This is a genomic window from Haloterrigena alkaliphila (assembly GCF_017352155.2).
Classification (GTDB): Archaea; Halobacteriota; Halobacteria; order Halobacteriales; family Natrialbaceae; genus Haloterrigena; species Haloterrigena alkaliphila.
This window is the reverse complement of record NZ_CP071462.1, coordinates 2,374,213-2,390,682: the sequence shown is the minus strand read 5'-3', so window position 1 is coordinate 2,390,682 and position 16,470 is coordinate 2,374,213. Positions and strand designations below refer to the sequence as shown.

16 protein-coding genes are annotated in these 16,470 nt (G+C 68.3%); 11 read left to right on the top strand and 5 right to left on the bottom strand.

All coding sequences use genetic code 11. The features are described from left to right. Nucleotides 1–28 precede the first annotated feature (28 nt). Nucleotides 29–3,502, top strand: a complete 3,474-nt coding sequence (locus J0X25_RS30490; RefSeq protein WP_207287673.1) for a PAS domain S-box protein — start codon at nt 29–31, stop codon at nt 3,500–3,502. A gap of 68 nt (nt 3,503–3,570) precedes the next feature. Beyond that, nucleotides 3,571–4,032 (top strand): hypothetical protein, encoded by a 462-nt coding sequence (locus tag J0X25_RS30485; protein WP_207287672.1) that lies wholly within the window; start codon nt 3,571–3,573, stop codon nt 4,030–4,032. Between the two features lie 385 nt (nt 4,033–4,417). On the opposite strand, the gene J0X25_RS30480 is transcribed toward J0X25_RS30485, so the two are convergent. After that, complete coding sequence (locus J0X25_RS30480; protein ID WP_207287671.1) at nt 4,418–5,086, bottom strand: O-methyltransferase; 669 nt, start codon at nt 5,084–5,086, stop codon at nt 4,418–4,420. 96 nt (nt 5,087–5,182) lie between these two features. On the opposite strand from J0X25_RS30480, the gene J0X25_RS30475 reads away from it, so the two are divergent. Then, a complete protein-coding gene (locus J0X25_RS30475) occupies nt 5,183–5,860 on the top strand; it encodes a LysE family translocator (RefSeq protein WP_207287670.1) in 678 nt (225 codons plus the stop codon). 66 nt (nt 5,861–5,926) lie between these two features. On the opposite strand, the gene J0X25_RS30470 is transcribed toward J0X25_RS30475, so the two are convergent. Continuing rightward, nucleotides 5,927–6,598 carry an HD domain-containing protein gene (locus J0X25_RS30470; RefSeq protein WP_207287669.1) on the bottom strand — a complete coding sequence of 224 codons (672 nt, stop codon included), beginning with the start codon at nt 6,596–6,598 and terminating at the stop codon, nt 5,927–5,929. Nucleotides 6,599–6,824: 226 nt separating this feature from the next. Here J0X25_RS30470 and J0X25_RS30465 point away from each other — a divergent pair, with 226 nt between their 5' ends. From J0X25_RS30465 to J0X25_RS30450, 4 genes are all read left to right on the top strand, one after another. Beyond that, entirely contained in the window at nt 6,825–7,241 is a 417-nt protein-coding gene (locus J0X25_RS30465) for a cobalamin B12-binding domain-containing protein (RefSeq protein ID WP_207287668.1), read from the top strand. After that, nucleotides 7,238–8,335 carry a methylmalonyl Co-A mutase-associated GTPase MeaB gene (meaB, locus tag J0X25_RS30460; RefSeq protein ID WP_207287667.1) on the top strand — a complete coding sequence of 366 codons (1,098 nt, stop codon included), beginning with the start codon at nt 7,238–7,240 and terminating at the stop codon, nt 8,333–8,335. The genes J0X25_RS30465 and meaB overlap by 4 nt, the downstream gene beginning before the upstream one ends. 99 nt (nt 8,336–8,434) lie before the next feature. After that, nucleotides 8,435–9,379 carry an alpha/beta fold hydrolase gene (locus J0X25_RS30455; RefSeq protein WP_207287666.1) on the top strand — a complete coding sequence of 315 codons (945 nt, stop codon included), beginning with the start codon at nt 8,435–8,437 and terminating at the stop codon, nt 9,377–9,379. Nucleotides 9,380–9,614: 235 nt separating this feature from the next. Then, nucleotides 9,615–9,905 (top strand): HalOD1 output domain-containing protein, encoded by a 291-nt coding sequence (locus J0X25_RS30450; protein ID WP_207287665.1) that lies wholly within the window; start codon nt 9,615–9,617, stop codon nt 9,903–9,905. A 118-nt stretch (nt 9,906–10,023) separates the two neighbouring features. Here the strand turns inward: J0X25_RS30450 and J0X25_RS30445 are convergent, their stop codons facing one another. Together J0X25_RS30445 and J0X25_RS30440 are read right to left on the bottom strand one after the other, a co-directional pair. Beyond that, nucleotides 10,024–10,419 (bottom strand): Zn-ribbon domain-containing OB-fold protein, encoded by a 396-nt coding sequence (locus J0X25_RS30445; RefSeq protein ID WP_207287664.1) that lies wholly within the window; start codon nt 10,417–10,419, stop codon nt 10,024–10,026. Further along, a complete protein-coding gene (locus J0X25_RS30440) occupies nt 10,416–11,588 on the bottom strand; it encodes a thiolase domain-containing protein (protein ID WP_207287663.1) in 1,173 nt (390 codons plus the stop codon). The genes J0X25_RS30445 and J0X25_RS30440 overlap by 4 nt, the downstream gene beginning before the upstream one ends. A 145-nt stretch (nt 11,589–11,733) precedes the next feature. Between J0X25_RS30440 and J0X25_RS30435 the strand changes: the two genes are divergently transcribed. Continuing rightward, nucleotides 11,734–12,801, top strand: a complete 1,068-nt coding sequence (locus J0X25_RS30435; protein WP_207287662.1) for a M42 family metallopeptidase — start codon at nt 11,734–11,736, stop codon at nt 12,799–12,801. On the opposite strand, the gene J0X25_RS30430 is transcribed toward J0X25_RS30435, so the two are convergent. After that, nucleotides 12,798–13,322 carry an SRPBCC family protein gene (locus J0X25_RS30430; RefSeq protein WP_207287661.1) on the bottom strand — a complete coding sequence of 175 codons (525 nt, stop codon included), beginning with the start codon at nt 13,320–13,322 and terminating at the stop codon, nt 12,798–12,800. The genes J0X25_RS30435 and J0X25_RS30430 overlap by 4 nt on opposite strands. Before the next feature lie 108 nt (nt 13,323–13,430). Here J0X25_RS30430 and J0X25_RS30425 point away from each other — a divergent pair, with 108 nt between their 5' ends. From J0X25_RS30425 to coaBC, 3 genes are all read left to right on the top strand, one after another. Next, nucleotides 13,431–14,174, top strand: a complete 744-nt coding sequence (locus J0X25_RS30425) for an FAD-dependent oxidoreductase (protein WP_207287660.1) — start codon at nt 13,431–13,433, stop codon at nt 14,172–14,174. A 53-nt stretch (nt 14,175–14,227) separates the two neighbouring features. After that, nucleotides 14,228–14,962, top strand: a complete 735-nt coding sequence (locus J0X25_RS30420) for a competence/damage-inducible protein A (RefSeq protein WP_207287659.1) — start codon at nt 14,228–14,230, stop codon at nt 14,960–14,962. Between the two features lie 133 nt (nt 14,963–15,095). After that, nucleotides 15,096–16,316, top strand: coding sequence for a bifunctional phosphopantothenoylcysteine decarboxylase/phosphopantothenate--cysteine ligase CoaBC (gene coaBC, locus J0X25_RS30415; RefSeq protein ID WP_207287658.1), 1,221 nt, complete (start codon nt 15,096–15,098; stop codon nt 16,314–16,316). Nucleotides 16,317–16,470: the final 154 nt, after the last annotated feature.

The following is a 16,470-nucleotide window of genomic DNA, read 5'->3' as shown; positions in this document are numbered from 1 at the left end:
TATGCGCGTGAGCGACCTGGAGGAGGTAATGAGCGATCGGCCAGCGTCGGCGGTCACGACATTCTGGGGGGCCGGCGACGATCGAACGGCATTGCAATGTAGTCGAGCGCTCGTCGATTGCGTCGACGGCGGGATCGTCCGCCTCGACGCCGACGATCGGTTCCTCGCGGTCGACGACGCCCTCCTCGAGACGACGGGCTACGCCCGCGACGACCTCCTCGGGTCGCACGTCTCGGTCCTCCTCCCGGAACGGGCGGTGAAGCGACTCGAGCGGGCGCGATCCGGGTCCGACGGCGAGACGGTCGTCGCCGTCGAAACCGCGATCCGGAGCGCCGACGGCGCGACGGTGCCCTGCGAGTTCCGATCGGCGGCGGTCCGTCTCGACGACGGGTCCCGGGGCTCGGTCGGGGTCGTCCGGGAACGCGAGGCGTCGACGGCCGCCCCGTTCGAACCGGTTCCCACGATCCTCGAGGAGGCCGACGTCGGCGTGTTCGTCCTCGACGAGGAGTTCGAGGTGGCGTGGATCAACGAGGCGAGCGAGCGATACTTCGGGATCGACCGGGCCGACGTCGTCGGCCGCGACAAGCGCGAACTGGTCACCGGGACGATCGGCGAACGGATGGCCGATACCGCGTCGTTTTCGAAGACCCTCCTCGAGGCGTACGACGCAGACGGCGCCGTCGAGCAGTTCGAGTGTCGCGTCACGCCCGACGACGACCGCGAGGAACGCTGGCTCGAACACCGGAGCCGGCCCGTCGAATCCGGCCCCTACGCGGGCGGCCGGATCGAACTCTACTACGACGTGACCGAACAGCGCCGGCGCGCGACCCAGTTGCGTCGCCTCAACGAGGCCGTCCAGGAGTGGCTCGAGGGGACGACCCGCGAGTACGTCGCCGAGCGGGCCTGTCACCACCTCGTCGAGATCCTGGGACTCGAGATCAACGGCGTCTTTCTCCACGACCCCGACGCGGACGTCCTTCGCCCGACGGCCTGGTCGGCGCCGGCCGACGCGCTGTTCGGCGAACTCCCGACGTTCGCGGCGGGCGAGGGGATCGCCTGGCGCGTCTTCGACACCGGCGAGCCCGAAACCTATAGCGACGTGACGGCCGACCCCGACGTCTACAACGCCGACACGCCGGTCCGCAGCGAGATCTGTCTCCCCATCGGCGACCACGGCGTCGTCATCATCGGCTCCGAGGCCCGCAACGCCTTCGACGACGGCGACCGCTCGCTGGCGAAGATCGTGGCCTCGAGCCTCGAGGCGACGTTCGATCGGCTCCGCCACGAGCGCCACCTCGAGCGCGAGCGCGCCCAGACCGAGAAACTCCTCCGGACCGCCCCGGTGGCGATCTCGGTCGAAGACGCCGACGGCGAGACGATGCTGTCGAACCGCCGGGCGCGGGAGACCCTCGGCGTCACCGACCGCGTCACTATCGGCGACGCGACGGCGATCGACGGCTGGACCGTCTCCGACGCCGACGGTGACCCGCTCGATCCCGAACGGACGCCCGCCGCGCAGGTCCGCGAGACGGGGGAGGCGGTGTTCGACCGGGAACTCGTCCTCACCGGGCCGGACGGCGAGCGCCGGTGGTTCTCGGTCAACGCCGCGCCCGTCTTCGGCGCCGACGGCGGCCTCGAGCGAGTCATCTCCGTCGGCGAGGACGTCACGGAACTGAAAACCCAGAAACGACGCCTCGAGCGCCGCAAGAGCGAACTCGAGACGGAGCTGAGCGAGATCCTCGGCCGGATCTCGGACGGGTTCTACGCGCTCGACGACGAGTTCCGGTTCACCCACGTCAACGAGACGGCCGAGGAGTTGCTGGGCCGCTCGCGCGAGGACCTCCTCGGCACCGTCGTCTGGGACGTGTTCCCCGACGCAGTCGAGTCGGACCTCGACGAACGGTACCGCGAGGCGCTCGAGACGCAGGAACCGATCTCGTTCGAGCGCCGATCGGAACCGCTGGGGATCTGGGCGCAGGTACAGGTCTACCCCTCCGAGACGGGGCTGTCGATCTACTTCCGCGATATCTCCGAGCGAAAGGCCCGCGAACGGGAGCTTCGCACCTACGAGACGATCGTCGAGACGATCGAGGACGGGATCTACGAGCTCGACGCGGACGGTCGGTTCACGACCGTCAACGACGCCTACGTGGCGCTGACCGGCTACGACCGCGAGGAGCTGATCGGCGCACACGCCTCCCTCGTCGTCGACGAATCGGTGATGAACCTCGCCCGGGAGGTGGCCGCCGACGAGAGCGACGTCCCGACGGTCGAGACCGAACTCGAGACGACATCCGGCGAGCGGATTCCGGTCGAAGCGACGGTGACGTCGGTCGGCGACGGTCCCGAACGGGTCGGCGTCGTCCGTGACGTCACCGAGCGCGAGGAACGCCAGCGCCGCCTCGAGGAGAGCGAACAGCGCTACCGCACACTCGCGGAGAACTTTCCGAACGGGATCGTCGCGCTGTACGACGAGGACCTGCGGTACACGGCCGCCGGCGGCCAGCTGGTCGGCGAACTCGGGATCGATCGGGAGGCGGCGATCGGACAGACGATCCACGAGCGCTATTCCGACGACCTGCTCGCGGAGATCGAACCCCACTTCCGCGCCACCCTCGAGGGCGAGGAACGATCCTTCGACGTGCGCTATCGCGACCGCGAGTTGCTGGCGCGCACGCTCCCCGTCCGGACCGGCGGCGACGGGCGGACGGGGATGCTCGTCGTCCAGGACGTGACCGAGCGGGCGGAGTACCAGCGCAAACTCGAGGAATCGAACGAACGACTCGAGCAGTTCGCCTACGCCGCCAGCCACGACCTGCAGGAACCGCTGCGGATGGTCACGAGCTACCTCCAGTTGCTCGAGAACCGCTACGGGGACGAGCTCGACGACGACGGGCGGGAGTTCATCGCCTTCGCAGTCGACGGCGCGGAGCGCATGCGCGAGATGATCGACGGTCTGCTCGAGTACTCGCGGGTCGAGACGCGGGGCGATCCGTTCGAACCGGTCGAGTTGGATGCCGTTCTCGACGACGTGCTCGCGGACTTGCAGCTCCAGATAGAGGAATCCGACGCCGATATATCGGTCCCGTCGCTGCCCCGGGTTCGGGGCGACAGGAGCCAGCTCCGACAGGTGTTCCAGAACTTGCTGTCGAACGCCATCGAGTACAGCGGCGACGAACCGCCGCGGGTCGACGTCTCGGCCGAACGGTGCGAGGCGCGTAGCGCCTCGGAACGGAGCGGTGAAACCGCGGAGAACGGCGGCTCCCAGTGGACCGTCTCGGTGCGCGACGAGGGGATCGGAATCGACCCCGACGACGCCGACCGGGTCTTCGAAGTCTTCCAGCGCCTGCACAGTCACGAGGAACACGCCGGGACCGGGATCGGGCTGGCGCTCTGTCGCCGGATCGTCGAACGCCACGGCGGCGAGATCAGCGTCGAGAGCGAACCGGGCGAGGGATCGACGTTCTCGGTGACGCTGCCGGCGCTCGAGGCCGCCGAGTAGCCGGTTCTCACGACCGCGAGACGAGCCAACAGCTATATATTCGATCGGCTGTTCGTCCCTCCAAGGCGGTGCACGACGTGATTCCGACACCAACCAGCACCAGTTCGGATCGGTTGCTGCTCGCCGTATCGTTCGCCTGCTTCGCCGTCGCCGGCGTCGCGACCGGAGCGGTCGATTCGATCGCACCGACGCTCGGCGCGACGGCGCTGGCCATCGCGGGCGTCTACTGCGTCGCGCAGTACGCGACCCGGGTCTCCCGGCGCACGCTCGCCACCCTCGCGCTCGCGTTCTGGGTCGGCTTCCTCGGTATCGGCGGCCTCCACGCGATCGGCCTCGAGACGGTCGCCGCCGCGGTTCCCGGGCACGACGCCACGCTCGTCGGGTCGCTGACCGCGATCACGTGGGCGACGCTGCTGATCGCCTGCGCGGCGACGATGTTCCTCGGCTTCCGGGAGTACGGCGCCACCTCGAGCGGCGACACGCCCGAAGATCGGGTGCTCGAGGGCGAGTCCGAGTACTCGACGCGATAACGGTCGTTCGGCGCGGATTTCGAATTTTCATTTAGATTTTACTGACTGTATGGGAGGGGAACGTCGGTAACACGAGCGTTTCTGCCATCGTGGCAACAGGGAGTAGCCACGTCCTCCCCAGCCGATTCGCTCACTCCCTACGGTCGTTCGCTCATCCACTGGAAGACGCTGTGCGTCTTCCAAGCCGTTCGCTCGTGATACTCGCGAAGACCTCGCACGCTATCGCTGATCGCCCTCGCATTCGCTCGGGCGATCAACAGCGCGCGCCACCGCACGTTGACACCTCCATTCGGCACGCGCTGACCTCGGCCAGCATTGAGTGAATGCGAGTGTCGCGAGCGGTCCCAAAGACCCGACTCGTCACTCGAGGTCCCGATACCGACACTCACTCGATTCGATAACTGACCGCGATCCCCTCGCCGAGCGGCAGCACGATCGTCTCGAAGTCGGGGTCGCTCGTGACGCGCTCGAGGTAGTCGGCGATCCCGCGCGTGTGTTCGTTCGCATCCTCTGGGTCGCCACCCTCCGCCCACTGGAGCAGTTTGTCGAACTCGATGGGGCCCGCGGTGATCGCGTTGTCCGCGACGACGACGCCCCCGACGGGGACCGTCGAGCGAACGGCTTCGAACGCGTCGACGTAGCGCGGTTTCTGGTGGTCGATCAGGACCACGTCGAACGGGCCGTCGTAGTCCTCGATCGTCTCGAGCGCGTCGCCGAGTTCGTACCGCGCGCGGTCGTCGTAGCCGCCGGCGGCCATGTAGTCGCGGGCTAACTCGAGTTCGTCCGCGTCGACCTCGGTGAGGACGATTTCGCCGTCGGCGGGGAGCGCGTCGGCCATCCAGTACGCGGAGTAGCCGTAGCCCGAGCCGAACTCGAAGATCCGTTCGGCGTCGGTCGCGCGGGCGAGAAACCGGAGGGTGGCGCCGGCCTCGGGCCCGACGTGGGGGAAGTCCTCCCGCTCGGCGTAGGCGTCCATCTCGCGCAGCGTCTCGTCGGGGTCCGGCCCGACCGCGCGAACGAACCGGGCGATGTCGTCCGTGAGAACGTCGACCATACGGACGGCTACGGCCTCGAGCACCTCAAAGGCGGCGTGTCGGCGAGGAATTCACTGCGCTTTTTACGACCGGGCGACGACTCGAGGCCGAGACCCGTGGCCTTACTCACCACCGCGCTCGCGGGGGTCGTCTTCGGATTGGCCCTCGCGGCGCCGCCGGGACCGATGAACGCCATCATCGCCGAGGAGAGCGTCGTCCGCGGCTGGGGGGCCGGCTTCCGGGCCGGCCTCGGCGCGATGTCCGCGGACGTGCTGTTCTTCGTGCTCGCGCTGGGCGGCGCCATCGCCGTGATCGATCGCTCCCCGGCCGTGCGGCCCGCGCTCTACCTCGCCGGCGGCTTCCTGATGCTGTACTTCGCCGTCGGCGCCGTCCGCGAGGCCAGAGACGCCGCCTCGTTCACCGGCGACGGTCAGGGCGTCGCGAAGGGGTTCCGGAAGACGTTCGTCCTCTCGCTGACCAACCCCTACCAGATCGGCTTCTGGCTCACCGTCGGCGTCGGCCTGCTCCAGCCCGGAACGCTCGACGTGCTCTCCCACGTCCCCGGCGCCGGCGCGGCGCTCGAGGGCGTGCTGGTCGTCGAGACCGGATCGCCGTCGCTGCTCGTCGGCTTCTTCGCGGGAATTGCGATCTGGATCACGGCCTACCCCGCCACGATGGTCGCGGCCCGGCGTCGCGTCGACGCCTTCGCGCCCGCGGTCGCGGCGCTCAGCGCCGTCGTGCTCGTCGGGTTCGGACTGCTCTTCCTCGCGGTCGGGGCGCTCCGGTTCGTCTAGGGTACGCGCCGCTCGTGGGACGAACCTGAGGCTCGAATTGCTCGACGCCCTCGAGTGGACGGGCCGTCAGCCCATCGCGGCGATCTCGTCCTCGAGCCACTCGCGGAACCACTTGACGCGTTTCAGCCGCTGGTGGGCGATCCCCTCGGCGGTGTCGCTCTGGACCCGCGAGGCGGCGTCGTAGCCGCGCTCGAGGACGCGATCGACCATCTCGTCGGTGTCCATGTGGGTGCGGGCCTCGTAGCCCATCCGCAACAGCATCAGCGCGGTGCCGTTGGCCCCGACCTTGTCGAGCAGGTCTGCCTCGATGAGACACTGGGTCTCGAGGGCCAGGTCGGTCAGGTCGCCCTGGTAGGAGTGGTGTTCGATCGCGCGACACACCTGGTCGATGAACGACTCGGGGTAGTCCGCGCGCGACTCGAGGTACTCGCGGGCGACCCGCGCGCCGGCCTCGGCGTGGAGTTCCTGATCGGTCTCGAGTTTCGCGACGTCGTGGAAGAGCGCGGCGACGCGGGTGACGTCGACGTCGGCGCCCTCTTCACGGGCGATCTCCTCGGCGAGGTCGACCACGTTGAGGATGTGGTTGTGCCGGTACTCCGCCGAGTGCCAGGGGTACCAGCGCATGCGACCGCCCTCCTCTTCCTTCTCGACGCTGGCCGCGAGGTACTCGAAGACGAAGCCCCTCATCTCCTCGAACTCGGCGTCGGGTACCCTGGTCTCTTTTATTTCGACGCCCACGAGAGATCCCTCCGCAGTAAACGAACGATAGTCATTAGCGGAATGTTAGGTCGTTTCGCTCTTTAGCCTTTGGTTCACGTTGGTCCAGTCGATCCATCCCGCTCGCTGATAGGTTCGCGCCCGCGTTGCCGGGGTGACGTTCGGTTCGCCTCGCGGAGTGCCCGCCGAGCGGCAAATGCCACGATTTTCCGTTAGAGTCAAAGAGGCGGCCGGGGAAGTGAGGGGTATGAGTAGCGAACAGGAGCAGGAGTCGATCCGGTGTCTCGTCGCCAAAGTCGGTCTCGACGGCCACGATCGGGGGGCCCACGTTATCGCGCGAGCGTTCCGCGACGCCGGCTTCGAGGTCATCTACTCCGGGCTACACAAGGCACCCGAAGAGATCGTCCAGGCGGCGGTCCAGGAGGACGTCGACGTGCTGGGCATCTCCATCCTCTCGGGCGCCCACGACACGCTCATCCCGAAGATCATGGACGGACTCGAGGAGTACGGCGCGAAGGAGGACACGCTCGTGCTGGCCGGCGGCGTCATCCCCGAGGAAGACCGCGACGAACTGAAGGCTCAGGGCGTCTCGGCCATCTTCGGCCCCGGGACGTCGGTCGCGGAGACCATCGACTTCGTCCGCGAGAACGCGCCCGAGCGATGAGCGACGACGAGTTACTCGAGGGCCTGCTCGCGGGCGAACACCGCGCGCTGGCCCGGGTCATCTCGAAGATCGAGAACCGCGCCCCGGGCTACCGGGAGCTCGTCTCGGCGCTGTACGCCCACACCGGCGAGGCCGACGTGATCGGCATCACCGGCTCGCCGGGCGCGGGGAAGTCGACGCTGGTCGACAAACTCGCCGAGACCTACCGCGACCGGGGCGAGACGGTCGGCATCATCGCGATCGACCCCTCCTCGCCCTTCACCGGCGGCGCGGTGCTGGGCGACCGCATCCGGATGGCCTCCACCGTGGGGGACATGGACGTCTTCGTGCGGTCGATGAGCGCGCGCGGGACGCTCGGGGGGCTGTCGACGGCCACCGCGGACGCCGTCAAGGCGATGGACGCCTTCGGCAAGGACAAGATCATCATCGAGACCGTCGGCGCCGGACAGAACGAGATCGACATCGTCCGGACCGCCGACACCGTGGCCGTGCTCGTCCCGCCGGGATCGGGCGACGAGATCCAGACGCTCAAGGCGGGGATCCTCGAGATCGCGGACGTCTTCGTGGTCAACAAGGCCGACCGCGACGGGACCGACCGGACCGTGCAGGAGTTACGGGATATGATCCAGCTCGACGACGGGGGCGGCACGAGCGGTGGTGCCGGCGGGGGCGGCGGCCACCACAGCCAGGAAGTCATCGACGCCCACGACGACTGGGACCCCGAGGACGACGCCGACGAGGCGGAACCCGAGGGCTGGACCACGCCCATCGTCGAGACCGTCGCCACGACGGGCACCGGCGTCGAGGAACTCATCGACGAGTTCGCGAACCACCGCCAGTACCTCGTCGACTCCGGCGAGCACGCCGAGCAGGTCCGCGGACGCTACGCCGAGGAGATCCGGACGCTGCTGCGCGAGGACGTCCACGCCGTGCTCGAGGACCGCCTCGAGGCCGCCGGCGGGATCGACGACCTCGCCGAGGCCGTCCGCGAGGGGGAGACCGATCCGTACGCCATCGCCGACGACCTGCTGACGCCGGTCGAGGAGTGCATCGACGAACTGGAGACCGGGAACGGAAATCGCGGCGAGGACTAGCAGTCTCGAGACCGGGGCGGCGAACGCGGGTCGCTGCGCTGCGGGCAGATCCTGAACGGCAACCGCACGCCTAAGGCCGTCGCCACCGTACGCCCGTCCATGAAAGCCCGAACAGTCCTCGGTGCAGCGGTCGGAACCGTCGGTGCAGCCGTGCTCGGCAATCGCCTCCTCAAAAAGCGCGCGGGCGACCTCGAGAACCCGCTCGTCGGAATCGAGCGGACCTACCGCTGGCGCGGCATCGAGACGGCCTACACGGTCGCGGGGGATCCGAACGATCCCGACATGCTCTTGCTGCACGGGATTCACGCCGGTGCGAGCAGCCACGAGTTCGAATCGCTCGTCGAGCGCCTCGCCGAAGAGTACCGCGTGTTCGCGGTCGATCTCCCCGGCTTCGGTCGCTCCGAGCGACCGCCGCTGGTCTACTCGGCGACCCTCTACGCCGAGTTCGTTCGCGATTTCGCGGCCGACGTCACCGACGACCCGATCGTCGTCGCCTCCTCCCTGACCGGCTCGTTCGCCGTCGAAGCCGCCGCCGAGGGCGACTTCGAGCAACTCGTGTTGATCTGTCCGACCGACCAGACGATCGACGAACGGCCGTGGGTACGGACCCTCCTTCGGACGCCGATCGTCGGCACGACGCTGTTCAACCTGCTGGCGAGCAAGCCGTCGATCCGCTACTTCTACGACCGCGACGGCTACTACGAGTCCTCGCGGATCGACGACGAGGCGGTCGACTACGCCTGGCGAAGCGCCCACCAGCCGGGGGCCCGCTACGCGCCCGCCTCGTTCAGCAGCGGCACGCTCGATCCGGACTTCGATCTACAGACAGAACTGACGGCCCTCGAGACGCCGACCACGCTCGTCTGGGGTCGCGACGCCGAACTCGTCCCGCTGCGCGAGGGCCGAGAGCTCGCGGAGACGGCCGACCTGGATCTGGTCGTCATCGACTACGCGACCCAGCTTCCCCACGCCGAACACCCCGAGAAGTTCCTCGAGTACCTGACCGCGGAGCTGTTACACGCCGACGCGAACGTCGGGGACTGACGCAGCTCACCGGCCGGAACTGGCGCGCGATTCCACCGTCGCGATCGTGTCGGTGGTCGCGATCGTGTCGGTGTGCCAACAGCAACGAGGGCGGTGACGGCGGTCTGTTATAGTTGTTCTTCCTACACAGTTGGCCTTTGCTAGTGCGTGCAGAGGCATCTTCCGTCAGATCCGCGAGTAACGTATCAACCCTGTACCGTGTTCAACGGTAACAAACGACACTTCCAGCCTACCAATGCAATTATCACACGTCCTCGAGCGCGAGTACGGGCGCGAGAATCCGGCGAGCATCGCCCTCGTCGAATCGATCTGTGCGATCGAGAACGTCGATCCGACCGAGTTACCCACCGAAGGCGGGTTCGTCTTGCACGATTACGTCGATCCGACCGCGCTCGACTCGCTCGTCGGCGACGGAACCGGAGACGGGACCACGGTCGTTTCCTTCGAGATCGTCACCGAGAAGACGTACGCAGTCGATATCTGCGACGACGGCCGCATCGTGATTCACCACGACGGCAGCCCGTAGTTCGTTCGACCACCGTCCCGTAAGGTGCCGACCGGTGGCCGCCAGCACCGGGACTGGCGGAAACGTCAGAATACCGGAGCCGCTAGATTCGTCAGAATTGCCGGAACGACGGAACCGCCTAAACCGAACTGAACCCGAGCACGCGTTCGCCCGTCGTCTCCGAGACGGTGACCTCGAGTTCGACCTCGAGGCCGTTCTCGATCGTTTCGAGTTCGATGCCGACGACCTGCCCCGTGATTCGAACGGGGCCGAAGTCGGCGACGGCCGTCGCGTACGGCGCGTCCTCCTCGAACGCCGGCGTCGGAACGTGCGTGACGGTGAACGTCTGGATTTCGCCCGTCTCCGGCAACTGGGCCTCCTCGAGATGGGTCGCGCCGCAGTCCGGACAGACGCGACGCGGCGGCAGGGAACCGTGGCCGTTCGGGCACTCGAGGTAGTACGCCGCGTCCTCCTCGGCGGCGTCGAGCCACTCGTCGAAGCCGGCGTCTCGCGTCTCGGATTCGTTCTCGCTCATCGGTCGCTCACCTCCTCTAAGACGTGGACGGTCGCACTGGCGACGGTACCACCGGCGTTGTGGGCGACCGCGGTCGACGCGTCCTCGACGAACGCGCTGTTCGGGTGGTCGCCGGAGAGCAGCGTGGCGACCTCGGCGATCTGGGACGCGCCGGTCGCGCCGACCGGGTGGCCCTTCGCCTTCAGGCCGCCCGAGAGGTTGATCGGCGTCTCGCCGTCGGCGGTCGTCCGCCCGTCGCGGGCCGCCGAGATACCCTCGCCGACGGGGAAGAGGTCCAGCGATTCGATCGCGAGCACCTCGGCGATGGTGAAGCAGTCGTGGACCTCCGCGAAGTCGACGTCCGCGGCGTCGACCCCGGCGTCGGCGTAGGCCTCCGAGCCGGCCTCGCGGGCGGCGGGCGAGCGCGCGAGGTACTCGCGGTCGTGCAGGGCCATGCGGTCGCCGCCCTGGCCGGTACCCGTGATCGCGACGGGGGCGTCGACGTCGTTCTCGGCGGCGTACTCCTCGCTCGTCAGGACGATGGCGGCGGCGCCGTCCGAGATCGGACAGGAGTCGTACAGCCCCAGCGGCGAGGAGACCTGCGGCGCCTCGAGGACGTCGCTGACCTCGATCGCGCTCTGGTACTGGGCCTTCTCGTTGTTCAGGGCGTTCTCGTGGTTCTTGACGGCGATGTGGGCCAGATCCTCGTGTTCGCCGCCGTACTCGTCGAAGTAGGCCTGGGCCATCAGCGCGTAGGCGCCGGGGAAGGTCATCCCCGCGCGGACCTCCCAGAGGTCGTCCGCGGCGATGGCGAGGGCTTCCGTCGCGCCCGCGGTGCCGAGGTTGGTCATCCGCTCGGCGCCGCCGACGAGGATGACGTCGTCCTCCCCGTTGCGGATGCGCATAACCGCGTCGCGGACGGCCGTTCCGCTCGAGGCGCAGGCGGACTCGTAGCGGGTCGCGGGCGCCCGCACGCCCGCGGCTTCGGCCATCAGCGGTCCGTGGTGGCCCTGGTGTTCGGACAGTTCGCCCATGAAGTTGCCGTAGAGGAGGGCGTCGACGTCGTCTCGAGAGACACCGCTGTCCTCGAACGCCGAGATACTCGCTTCCGCGAAGAGGTCCCGGCTGGTCCGCTCGGGCGCGTTCCCGAACGGGGTCAGGCCGACGCCTGCGACACGTACGTTACTCATGTAGACAGGTCTAGCGCCTCAGCCCGTTAATACTCCGCGGTTAATATGGCAACGGATCAGGGCAGGCCGGGTGGAATCGCGCCGACGTACCGGGGACGGCGCCGCTACCCGCGAGTTTATAACGAAACCGTCCACAAGGACGAGTATGACATCCGCCCCGTTCGATCTGGAGTTTCTCACCGAACTGACGGAGACGAGCGGCGTCCCCGGCTACGAGGACCGCGTTCGCGAACTCGTGATCGACGCGTTCGAGGACAGCGTCGACCGCGTTCGGACGGACGCGATGGGAAACGTCGTTGGGACGCTCGAGGGCGACTCGGAATTTTCCGTAGCCGTCGCCGCTCACATGGACGAGATCGGCTTCATGGTCCGCCACGTGACGGGCGACGAGGACGGGTTCGGCTTCGTCGAACTCGAGGCGCTGGGCGGCTGGGACGCCCGCATCCTCAAGGCCCAGCGCGTGACGATCCACACCGACGACGGGGACCTGCCGGGCGTCATCGGCTCGCCGCCGCCCCACACCCTCAGCGAGGAGGAACGCGAGAAGACCCCGAAAGTGGAGGACGTTGTCGTGGACGTCGGCCTCCCCTCCGAGGAACTCGAGGAGCGGGTTTCGCCAGGCGACCTCGTGACGATGGACCAGACGACCGAACTGGTCGGGGAGACGATCACCGGCAAGGCCCTCGACGACCGGATCTGCCTGTTCGCGATGCTCGAGGCGGCCGACCGACTCACCGGTCCCGACGTGACGATCCACCTCTGCGCGACGGTCCAGGAGGAGGTCGGCCTGCGCGGCGCCCACGCGCTGGGCGTCGACGTCGACCCCGACCTCGCGCTCGCGCTGGACGTCACCGTCGCCAACGACGTCCCGGGCTTCGACGCCGGCGATCACGTCACCGACCTCGGCGAGGGCGCGGCGATCAAGCTCAAAGACGGCAGCGTCATCACGTCCCCGAAGGTCCACCGACGGCTACAGGCCGTCGCCGAGGACGAAGCGATCGACTACCAGCACGAGATCCTCCCGGCCGGCGGCACCGATACCGCCGGCTTCCAGGGGTCGGCCGGCGCGAAACCCGTCGGTGCGATCTCGATCCCGACGCGATACCTCCACACCCCGACCGAGACCGCCCACGTCGACGACGTCGCCGCGACGATCGACCTGCTCGAGGCGTTCCTCGAGAGCGAGGACGGCGAGTACGATTACACGCTCTAGGGCATCTCGTGGACCGTCAACTCGACGTCTCGACGCTGTTCACCCTCGATGTCCGCGACGAGTCGCTGGACGACGGTCTCGGCCTCTCCCAGCAGTTTCGGCTCGACCTTGTCGACGACCCAGTCCAGCGAGACGAATCGCGGTAACGAGATGGCGTTCTCGTCGGCCGAGTAGGGGTCGTAGACCGCCTCGAAGTAGATCCGACTCGCCGTCTCGACGCCCTCGGGCGCCGATTCCGGCTCCGGTTCGACGCGCCACTGGCCGCGGGCGTCGATGTCGTTGACCAGTCGCCACTCGAGCGATTCCGGGGCGTCGATGGCGACCACCTCCGAGCGGGCGGTGTAGTTGAGCTTCCACCACGCCAGTTGCAGGTCGTAGACGGAGCCGACGTCGCCGTCGCCGTGAACGCGGACCTCCGTGAGGTGCTCCGTGTACCGCGGGTAGTCCGTGAACGACCGCACGTACGGAAAGACCTCCTCGGGCGGGCGGTGGGCGAGCGTACTGAGGAGAATTCTGTCCACGGCGGCCGTACGACGGATCCGAAAGTAAGGATTGGCATTCTCGTCGTTCAATCGGTCGGTGTGACGCCGGGGTTACCTTCTATACTCGCGGCGGGCAACGGACGCCGCATGAGAAACGTCTGCGTCGTCGGCGGGGGTGTCGCCGGCCTCGCCGCTTCGATCTTCACCGCCCGCGCGGGTCTGGATACCATCGTCATTGACGGCGGGGAGTCGATCCTCGCTCGCAACGCCAGCCTCGAGAACTATCCCGGCTTCCCGGACGGCGTCGACGCCCGGCGCTACCTGCAACTGACCCGCGAACAGGCCAGCAACGCCGGCGCCGAGTTCGAACTCGGGCGCGTGACTCACGTCGAACCGGTAGACGAAACGGACCTGGAGCAGGGGTTCGTCCTCGAGACCGAGGGCGGCGAGCCGCTCGAGGCGCGGCGAGTGATCGCCGCCTCGTGGTCCGACAGCGAGTACCTCGTTCCGCTCGACGTGGGCCGAATCAAGCGCGGGAGCAAGCACTTCGTCGATACCGACGAGGGCGGCCGCACGGCGGTCGACGGCGTCTACGCTGCCGGCCGACTCGCCGAGGAGCCCCACCAGGCGATCGTCGCGGCCGGTCACGGCGCGAAGGTCGGCCTCGCGGTAATCCACGATTCGGACGCGAACTTCTACCACGACTGGGTCGCGCCCGAGGGCTACTTCACCGGCCGTGGCCGCGAGGTGCCGCCGGGCTGCGAGGAGATCGACGACGCGGAACGCCGCGAGCGCGACGAGCGGGCACGGGAGCGTATGCTCGAGGCGTTCGCCGAACCGCTGGACGAGCGGCCGACGATGCACCCGAGCGTCGAGCGCAACGAGGACTGAGCCGACCGGCGGCGCCCGCACCCTTTTGACGACTGCGCGCGTCGGTTCGGCCGATGGAAGTCGGCATTCTCACCGTCGGTGACGAAGTGCTCGCCGGTGATATCGCGAACACGAACGCCCGGTGGCTCGCGACGCGCCTGACCGACAGCGGCGCGACCGTCGATCGAATCCTCACGCTCCCGGACGACCGTGACCGGATCGCGGCGACGATCGGGGAGTGGACGGCCGCCCTCGACGTCGTGATCGTGACCGGCGGCCTCGGCGGGACGCACGACGACGTCACGGTCGACGCCCTCGCGGACGCGTTCGAACGGGAACTCGTCGTCGACGACGCCGTCCGTCGGGACGTCCTCGAAACCGTCGCCGACTACCGGGATATCGACCCAGACTCGGTCGCGGCCGCGGAACTCGACTTCGACGTCGACGCCTGGGCGGCGCTGCCCGCCGGGAGTCGACCGCTGCTCAATCCGGAAGGGCTCTGTCCCGGGTGCGTCATCGAGAACGCGTACGCGTTCCCGGGCGTGCCCGCGGAGCTGAAGGCGCTGTTCGAGCAGGTCGCCGGGGAGTTCAGCGGCGACGCCGTCTCGAGGACGGTCTACACGCCCCAGCCGGAGGCGTCGGTGGTCGACGCGATCGCCGGCGCTCGCGAACGCTTCGACGTGACGATCGGCAGCTATCCGGATACGGAACGGCGAAACCGGCTGAAGGTGACCGGGACCGATCCCGAGACCGTCGACGCGGCCCTCGAGTGGCTCTCCGAACGGGTCGAACTGGGTGCAGACGAATAGCGGTCCCCGGCACAGTGTGCCACCCCAACACGGTGGCCCACGCGGAGCCGGTGCGCGATCGTGCGCTTCGATCGAGACGGCGGCCGACGACGCCTCGCTACGCTTAACATACTCCGAGAGAGAATAGCAGACGATGCTCGAGGGAGTCAACGTCGCGCTCGGGGTGACGGGGTCGATCGCGGCCGTGAAGACGGTCGAACTGGCCCACGAGTTGCGGCGCCAGGGCGCCGACGTGCGCGGAGTGATGACCGACAGCGCGCAGGGAATCATCCACCCCTGGGCCGTCGAGTTCGCGACCGACGACGACGTCGTCACCGAGATCACGGGGAGCGTCGAGCACGTCGACCTCTGTGGGTACGACGGGTGGGCCGACGTCTTCCTGATCGCGCCCGCCACGGCGAACACGGTCGGCAAGATCGCCGGCGCGGTCGACGACACGCCCGTAACGACCTGTGCAACGACCGCGCTCGGGGCCGACACGCCCGTCGTGATCGCGCCCGCGATGCACGAGCCGATGTACGACCACCCCGGCGTCCTCGAGGCCATCGACACCGTCTCGGAGTGGGGTGTCGACTTCGTCGACCCGCGTCTCGAGGAGGGGAAGGCTAAGATCGCGAGCGAGGAGGCGATCGTCTGCGACGTCGCTCGCGCGGCCGGCGACCGGTCGCTCGAGGGCGAGCGCGTGGTCGTCACCAGCGGCGCGACGGCCGAGGCGATCGACCCGGTCCGTGTGATCACTAACCGGTCGTCGGGGAAAATGGGGCGGGCCGTCGCGCGGGCCTGCTACGTCCGGGGCGCCGACGTCACGCTGGTCCACGGCGTCGTCGGCCCGCGACCGATAACCGGGACCGGAGATTCGCTCGAGATCGACGGCGACGGCAACCTCCCCTACGCGACCGTTCGGAACGTCGAGAGCGCGAGCGAGATGCTCGAGGCGACCCGCGAGGCCTGCGCCGACGCCGACGCGCTGGTCTCGGCGGCCGCCATCGGCGACTACACCGTCGAGGGCAGCGACGAGAAGATCCGCTCGGGTCAGGAGCTCTCGCTGGCGCTCGAGCCGACGCCGAAACTCATCGATACGATCCGCGAGGAGCGACCGGAGCTGCCGATCGTCGGCTTCAAGACCGAGACCTCGGGCGACGAGCGGGCGATGATCGAGCAGGCCCGGACCGCGCTCGAGCGCGCGGGGCTGGCCTTCGTCGTCGCCAACGACGCGAGCGTGATGGGTGCCGATCGGACGACGGCGCTGCTCGTTCACGCCGAGGACGCCGCCCGCTACGAGGGGACGAAGGCGGGGCTGGCCGGCGAAATCGCCGACTCGATCGCGGCGATCGGCGGCGACGCGAACGGGTAGCCCGCGACCCAAATTGCCGACCCCGCGTCAAGAGAATTATATAGGTGGCGTTCGTGCCACGAATTAATAGGTATGCGAACAGTTTCAGTTTCAGTTTCGATTCTGGTTTCGGTCCTCCCCACGGCCACCGACAGCTCTCACTCGTTTTCGGCGA